5 protein-coding genes are annotated in these 5285 nt (G+C 67.4%); 1 reads left to right on the forward strand and 4 read right to left on the reverse strand.

The annotated features are described in order from the left end of the window. Nucleotides 1–153: 153 nt before the first annotated feature. Entirely contained in the window at nucleotides 154–1221 is a 1068-nt protein-coding gene (gene hppD, locus D588_RS0114545) for a 4-hydroxyphenylpyruvate dioxygenase (RefSeq protein ID WP_087963682.1), read from the reverse strand. A gap of 182 nt (nucleotides 1222–1403) precedes the next feature. Here hppD and D588_RS0114550 point away from each other — a divergent pair, with 182 nt between their 5' ends. Next, a complete protein-coding gene (locus D588_RS0114550) occupies nucleotides 1404–1886 on the forward strand; it encodes a MarR family winged helix-turn-helix transcriptional regulator (protein ID WP_017916502.1) in 483 nt (160 codons plus the stop codon). A gap of 144 nt (nucleotides 1887–2030) precedes the next feature. On the opposite strand, the gene D588_RS0114555 is transcribed toward D588_RS0114550, so the two are convergent. The 3 genes from D588_RS0114555 to D588_RS24915 form a co-directional block, all read right to left on the reverse strand. Beyond that, nucleotides 2031–2633, reverse strand: coding sequence for a thioredoxin family protein (locus D588_RS0114555; RefSeq protein WP_017911302.1), 603 nt, complete (start codon nucleotides 2631–2633; stop codon nucleotides 2031–2033). A 15-nt stretch (nucleotides 2634–2648) separates the two neighbouring features. Continuing rightward, nucleotides 2649–4172: an oligopeptide:H+ symporter gene (locus D588_RS0114560; protein WP_017916503.1), complete on the reverse strand. Its 1524-nt coding sequence runs from the start codon at nucleotides 4170–4172 to the stop codon at nucleotides 2649–2651. 294 nt (nucleotides 4173–4466) lie between these two features. After that, nucleotides 4467–5285, reverse strand: an 819-nt coding sequence (locus tag D588_RS24915) for a tryptophan 2,3-dioxygenase family protein (protein ID WP_017916504.1), incomplete at its 5' end; no start/stop codon positions are given.

Genomic DNA, 5285 nt, shown 5'->3' on the forward strand with positions numbered 1-5285 from the left:
CCTCACCCCAACCCCTCTCCCGGTGGGAGAGGGGCTAAAGCTGCTGTCGGAAGTCTCCGCGATGCGCCGTCAGGACCTGACCTGGCCGCGCGCGTCCACTCGCGTCGAGCATCCGCTGTCTGCCAGCCTCCGCGCGCCGCCCGCGTTCCGCCCTCAGAGCACGCCGCGCTTCATCTGGTCGCGCTCGATGCTCTCGAACAGCGCCTGGAAGTTGCCTTCGCCGAAGCCCTCGTTGCCCTTGCGCTGGATGATCTCGAAGAAGATCGGGCCGATGCAGTTCTGGGTGAAGATCTGCAGCAGCTTGCGCTGCTTGGTCTCCAGGTCGGCGTCGATCAGGATCTTGTTGCGCGCCAGCCGCGCCACGTCCTCGCCGTGATTGGGGATGCGCTGGTCGATCACCTCGAAATAGGTGTCCGGCGTGTCCAGGAACTCGACACCGGCCGCGCGCATGCGCTCGACGGTCTCGTAGATGTCGTCGGTGAAGCAGGCGATGTGCTGGATGCCTTCGCCGCGGTAGGCGTCCAGGTACTCGTTGATCTGGCTCTTCGGATCGGACGATTCGTTGAGCGGGATGCGCACCACGCCGTCCGGCGCGGTCATCGCCTTGGACACCAGCCCGGTCTTGGCGCCCTTGATGTCGAAGTAGCGGATCTCGCGGAAGTTGAACAGGCGCTCGTAGTAGTCCGACCAGCGCTGCATGTTGCCGAAGTACAGGTTGTGGGTCAGGTGGTCGATGAAGGTCAGGCCGAAACCGGCCGGATGCTGCTCGGCACCGGGCACCGGCTCGAACTCGGTGTACACCGAGCCCTTCTCGCCGTACTGGTCGACCAGGTACAGCATGCAGTCGCCGATGCCCTTGACCACCGGTGCCGGCACCGCGCGGGTGTCGGCCTTGTCGGCGATCGCTTCGCCGCCGTTCTCCAGCACCTTGGCGAACACGTCGTCGGCCGGGTGCCGGAAGCGGATCGCGAAGCCGCAGGCGCAGGGACCATGTGCGGCCGCGAAATCGGCGGCGAAGGAATCCGGTTCCTCGTTGACCAGGAAGTTGACCCCGCCCTGGCGGTACACGGTGATCGCGCGCTGGCGATGGCGCAGCACCGCGGTGAAGCCCATGCTGCGGAAGTACGCGTGCAACTGCTCGCCCTGCCCGGCCGGCGCGGCGAATTCCACGAACTCGAAACCGTCGATGCCCATCGGGTTCTCGAAGGTGGTGACCTGCATGCCGAGGTTGGTCGGCTGCGACGGATGCTGCGCTTGTGCATTCATGACGCGTCTCCTGGAGGGGGGAGTCGCGGCGGCCGGGCCGAAATTTCGGATGCGGACGGGCGCCAGACTCGCGAGAATGGACCGTAGTATCCTCCGTTATAGTTACAAGTGAAACCACCAGCAAGGTGCAATGCAGCATGACGATCGCCACGCCCACTCCCACGCCCGACTCGCCCTCCCTGGATCTGGAACGGTTCCTGCCGTACCGGATCAGCGTGCTGTCCAACCGCATCAGCAGCAACATCGCCCGCGTCTACGGCGAGCGCTACGGCATGGCGGTGACCGAGTGGCGGGTGATGGCGGTGCTGGCGCTGTATCCGGGGCTGTCGGCCGGCGAGGTCTCCGAGCGCACCGCGATGGACAAGGTGGCGGTGAGCCGGGCGGTGGCGCGGCAGCTGGAGCGTGGCTTCATCCAGCGCGAGACCCACGGCGACGACCGCCGCCGCTCGGTGCTGCACCTGACCGCGGCCGGGGTGGAGGTGTACCAGGTGGTGGCGCCGATGGTGCTGGAATGCGAACGGCGCCTGCTGGCGCCCTTCAGCGAGGACGAGCAGCGGCTGCTGAACCGGCTGATCGACCGCCTGGCGGCCGAGGGCCTGCCGAGCATGACCGGGCGCTGAGGCGCCGGGGCCCGTGACATCGGGGCCTCGAACACCGCAGGAGCGGGATCAGCCGCGACCGGGCATTCCAGGGAAGCCCGGTCGCGGCTGATCCCACAAAAGGGGACAAGACCCGCTCCTACGAGAATTGCGCTTCGCGGCCGCTCAGGCCTTCGGGGGCGCCCATTCCTTGAGGAAGTCCGAGAACTTCCTGCGGTCGTAGTCCTTGCCCTTCTGCAGGTCGGCGAGCACCTGCGAGTGCAGCAGCTTGCCGTCGGCGTCGAGCACCAGCAGGTGCGGGAAATCGACGATCTTCGGGTACTGCGCCATGAACGCCTCGTTCTTGTTGGCGTCGCTGACGTTGACCTTGACCCAGACGAAGTTGGCGTCGCGGAAGCTGCGCAGTTCCGCATCGCCCTCGATGAAGGTGTCCAGGGTGTGGCACCAGTCGCACGCCTCGTTGCCCACGTCGAGCAGGATGCGCTTGCCGCCGCGCTTGGCCTCGACCATGGCGGTGTCCAGGTCGTCGGCCGGATTGCGCTGCGGATCGAACTGCGCGCCCAGGGCCTTGGCCGCGGCCACGTCGGCGGCGGCCGGGGTATTGCCCGAGGCCACCGGCTGGTTGGGGTCGGCCACCGGCGGCTTCTGCACCGAGGTGTCCAGCGGCTTGGCCGGCGCCTGCGCGTCGGGCGGCGCCGCGGTCTGCCCGCACGCGCTCAGCGCCAGCATCGCCGCCAGGGCAGCGCAGATCGTCTTGTTCATCGCCATTGCGTCGTCCTCAGGTTACTTCACACCGTGCATCAGCTTGCTGATCAGCGGCGCGATCAGGAACAGCACCACGCCGGCGCCCAGCAGCGCCCAGAAGCCGAAGGTATACCCGCCCAGCGCGGACGACACGGTCATGCCGCCTTCGCCGCTGACATGGCTGGCGAAGATGCCGGACAGGTTGTTGCCGATGCCGGTGGACAGGAACCAGCCGCCCATGCCGAAGCCGACCAGCCGCACCGGCGCCAGCTTGGTCACCATCGACAGTCCGATCGGCGACAGGCACAGCTCGCCCACCGACTGGATGACGTAGACCATGAACAGGGTCCAGAACGGGATCTTGCCGGCGTCGTTGACCAGGCTCGACAGCGCGAACATCAGCAGCAGGAAGGCCAGGCCGTTGAACACCAGGCCGAGCGCGAACTTGCGCGAGATCGACGGATTGAAGCGGCCGGCCTTGACCCAGATCCAGGCGATGACCGGCGCCAGGGTGATGATCGCCAGCGAGTTGACCGACTGGAACCACGCGGTCGGGAAGGTCCAGTCGCCGAACTGGCGGTTGACGATCTCGTCGGCGAGGAAGGTGAAGGAACTGCCGGCCTGCTCGAAGAACATCCAGAACAGCACGTTGAAGGCGAAGATGATCAGCATCGCGATGACCTTGTCGCGCGCCACCTTGCCGTTGCGGATGCCTTCCACCAGCAACATGATCGCCAGGGCCACGAACATGGTGCTGAGGATCCACTGCAGCACTTCGGCGCCGGCGGCCAGCGCCAGGTACACCGCCGGGACCGCCACCAGCATGCCCAGCAGCACGTAAACCACGCGCATGCCGCCGGCACCGCCCGGCAACGGCGCACCGATGCCCTTGAGCTGGCGGCGGCCGAACCAGAACCACACCAGGCTGATCAGCATGCCGATGCCCGACGCGATGAACACCATCTTGTAGGACGGCATCGCTTCGGTGCCGAACACCTTCTCCGCCAGCTGCTGGGTCAGCCACGGCGCGATCATCGCGCCCAGGTTGATGCCCATGTAGAAGATGGTGAACCCGCTGTCGCGGCGCGGATCGGCGGCGCTGTACAGCTTGCCGACCATGGTCGAGATGTTGGGTTTGAACAGGCCGTTGCCGACCACCACAGTGGCCAGGCCCAGCTCGAAGACCTGCGGGTTGGGCACGGAGATCAGGAACAGCCCGGTGGACATCACCGCCGCACCGACCAGGATCGAGCGCTGGTAGCCGAGCACCCGGTCGGCGATGTAGCCGCCGAAGATCGCCGCCGCGTACACCAGTGCCAGGTAGGCGCCGTAGGTGGCGCTGGCCGGCGCCTGGCCGGCGCCCTGGCCGTCATAGAACTGCGCCACGATGTACAGCACCAGCGCCCAGCGAATGCCGTAGAACGCGAAGCGTTCCCAGAACTCGGTCATGAACAGCATCCACAGCGGACGCGGATGCCCCAGCAGGGTCTTGAATTCGGGCGGTTGCGCTGACGGCGGTTGCGGTGAGGCGGGGTTGTTCGACGCGACGACGTCAACGCTCATGCGGTGTTCCCTTGCGTATTCAGGATGGGCTGGGGCGGTGCGTCCGGCCAGGCCGGGCAACGGGCGAGCATCACCGAGCGACGGCGTGGCGTCAAATGCGTGGTGGGGACGGGACTCGGGGCCCGGGGCCCGGGACCCGGAAAGGCGGGCTCTCGAAGACCAGGGATTCCGGGCGAGAAGGCGATGTGCGCATGCGGTACACCAGCTTCCACGCGGCACGCTACGCGGAAAGACGAACGCATCCGACCACGACGCAGCGCAGCAAGGCCGAGCGGCGCCTGCCCGCGCGCTCCACTACGGCGCTTGCGACGCCTCATCCGGATCCCGGGTCCCGAGTCCCGGGTCCCGGCTTTCCAGCCCCACCGACGTCCGCACCTCGAACAACTCCGGAAAGAAGGTCAGCGCCAGCGCCTGCTGCAGGAAGCCGACGCCGCTGGAGCCGCCGGTGCCGCGCTTGAAGCCGATCACCCGCATCACCGTGCGCATGTGGCGGAAGCGCCACAGCTGGAACTGGGTCTCCAGGTCCACCAGGTCCTCGCACAGCGCGTACTCGCGCCAGTAGCGGTCGGTGTTCTCGTAGATGCGCTCGAACACCGGGCGCAGCAGCGGGTCGCTGACGTGCGGCTGGCGCCAGTCGCGGGCGTGGTACGGCGCCGGCACCGCGTGGCCGAAGCGGGCCAGGTAGCGCAGGAACTCCTCGTACAGGCTGGGCGCCTCCAGCACCGCCTGCAGCGCCGCCTGGCCCTGCGGGTCGTGGTCGAACACCGGCAGCATCTGCGCGTTCTTGTTGCCGAGCATGAATTCGATGGTGCGGTACTGCAGCGACTGGAAGCCGGAGGACGGACCCAGCACGTCGCGGAAGCCCATGTACTCGGACGGGGTCAGGGTCTCCAGCACCGACCACTGCTCGGTCAGCAGCCGCAGCACCTGCTTGCTGCGCGCCAGCACCTTGCGGCACTGCCACACCTGGTCGCGCTGCAGGTGCGCGATCGCCGCGCCCAGCTCATGCGCCAGCAGCTTCAGCCACAGTTCCGAGGTCTGGTGCTGGACGATGAACAGCAGTTCGTCGTGGTGCGGCGGGTTCGACAGCGGCTGCTGCGCCGACAGCAGCCG

Origin of the sequence: Xanthomonas sp. SHU 308 (genome assembly GCF_000364645.1) — a bacterium.
Classification (GTDB): domain Bacteria; phylum Pseudomonadota; class Gammaproteobacteria; order Xanthomonadales; family Xanthomonadaceae; genus Xanthomonas_A; species Xanthomonas_A sontii.